The sequence below is a fragment of the Synechococcus sp. OH2 genome (genome assembly GCF_047462155.1).
Classification (GTDB): domain Bacteria; phylum Cyanobacteriota; class Cyanobacteriia; order Thermostichales; family Thermostichaceae; genus Thermostichus.
In genome coordinates, this window is the sequence record NZ_JANSIR010000107.1 from 32,607 (window position 1) to 34,888 (window position 2,282).

1 protein-coding gene is annotated in these 2,282 nt (G+C 62.4%); it reads left to right on the plus strand.

Translation table 11 applies throughout. From position 1 onward, the window contains the following. Positions 1-2,239 (plus strand): DUF3656 domain-containing U32 family peptidase (locus NW835_RS10890; protein WP_414415293.1); only part of this gene is annotated, 2,239 nt, incomplete at its 5' end. Positions 2,240-2,282 lie beyond the last annotated feature (43 nt).

Consider the following 2,282-nt stretch of genomic DNA (forward strand, 5'->3'; position numbering starts at 1 on the left):
TGAGGAGCTGGAGGAGGCGGAACGGTACATCCGCGCCATGACGGCAGCAGGGGTGGACGCTGTCATTGTGCAGGATGTCGGCATTGCCCGGCTGGTTCGGCATCTTTCTCCCGATTTCCCCCTCCACGCCTCGACGCAGATGACCATTACCAGTGGCGTGGGAGCCGAGTTTGCCGCCGAGCTGGGTTGTGAGGTGGTGGTGCTGGCGCGGGAGTGTTCCCTTAAGGAAATAGCCAAGATCCGCGCCCATCTGGAAGAGAAGGGATCCCCAATTGCTCTGGAGGTGTTTGTCCATGGGGCCCTCTGCGTGGCCTATTCCGGGCAATGTCTAACCAGCGAGGCGCTAGGGGGACGTTCGGCCAACCGCGGAGAATGTGCCCAGGCCTGCCGCCTGCCTTACGAGCTGGTGGTAGACGGGATCCGGCGTGATCTAGGGGAGAAGCGGTATCTGCTCAGCCCCCAGGATTTGGCCGGGCTGGAGGTGCTGCCGGAGCTGGTCAAGTTGGGGATCCACTGCCTAAAAATTGAGGGCCGCCTGAAATCGCCGGAATATGTAGCCAATGTAACGCGCATCTATCGGCGGGCCTTGGACGCCTTGGGGGCAGGGCAGGCGTGGCAGCCCTCAACTCAGGAGTGGTATGAGCTGGAGATGAGCTTTTCCCGCGGGCTGTATACCGGCTGGCTGCGGGGCATCAACAACCAAGAGCTGGTGCATGCCCGTTTTGGCAAAAAGCGGGGGGTTTACTTAGGGCAGGTGCTGGGGATCCAAGGGGAGCGGGTGGGGGTACGCCTAGAAGCCCCCCTCAAGGCGGGGGATGGTGTGGTGTTTGACCAGGGGGAGCCGGAGCTGCCGGAGCAGGGGGGGCGAGTCTACCGTGTGCAAGAGCAGCAGGGGTTGGCCTGGCTTTGCTTTGCTCCGGGGGCAATTGACTGCAAACGCCTACGGGTGGGGGATCGCCTCTGGAAAACCAGTGACCCAGAGCTGGAGAAACGCCTGCGCCAGAGCTACGCCGGGGATCAGCCCCGCTTCCGACGCCCCGTTCACCTGGAAGTCCACGGCCAGGCCGGCCTGCCCCTGACGCTGATTTTGCGGGATGAAGAGGGCCACACAGTGCGGGTGGACTCCCCTGTGCCCTTGCAGCCTGCCCACCACCAACCCCTCACCGACGAGAAGCTGCAACAGCAACTGGGCCGCCTAGGGGGCACGCCCTTTCGCCTGGGATCCCTGCACAATGCCCTGGAGGGAGAAGTGATGCTGCCGCTGAGCGTCCTCAACCAGATGCGGCGCCAGGCGGTGGAGCAGTTGCAGGCGCTGCGGGCCCGGCCCCGCCGCTGGCACTTTAACCCTAACGCCCACTGGCAAGACCTGCTGCCCCCCCCAGAGCAAGCCGAGCCGGGATCGCCCCAGCTTGTGGTCTTGGTGCGGGATCCGGAGCAGTTGCCGGCAGTGATTGCCTGTGGCATCCGCCAGATCTACCTGGAGTTGGAGGATCCCCGCTGCTACCGGGAAGTTATCTGCGCTACCAAGGCCGCTCACCCTGAGGTGGAGCTGTGGGTGGCCCCGCCCCGCATTACCAAGCCGGGAGAAAGCTGGATCCTCAAACAGGTGTTGGCAGCAGGAGCCGATGGCTATCTGGTGCGCAACTACGACCACCTGCGCTTTTTTGCCAACCAGCGCTGTATCGGCGATTTTTCTCTGAACGTGGCCAACCCCATCACCGCTCACTATTTCAAAAGCCGCTACCGCCTGGAGCGCCTGACGGCCTCCTATGACCTCAACCACGAGCAACTGGGATCCCTGCTGCAAGCTGGCCCCGCCCACTGGTACGAGGTTACCATCCACCAGCACATGCCCCTGTTTCACATGGAGCACTGCGTCTTCTGCGCCTTTTTGTCGAGCGGCACCGATTACACCAATTGTGGCCGCCCCTGCGAAAAACACGAGGTAAAGCTAAGGGACAGGGCTAATGTTGAGCACATTTTGAAAGCTGACGCTGGCTGCCGCAACACCCTCTACAACGGCACAGCCCAAACTGGGGCCGAATATGTGCCGCGGCTACTGGCACTGGGGCTGCGCTATCTGCGCATCGAGTTCTTGCAGGAATCTCCCGAGCAGATTCGGCAAACTCTGCACTGCTATCAACAGCTCCTCCAAGGCCAGATGAGTGGCTCTCAACTGTGGCGCCAGCTGAAGCTCCACAGCCAGCTAGGGGTGACGCGCGGTTCTCTGGAAAGATGAACTACCCCACCGCGCAGGCGGGTGGGGGTTCCCCATCCGCTTT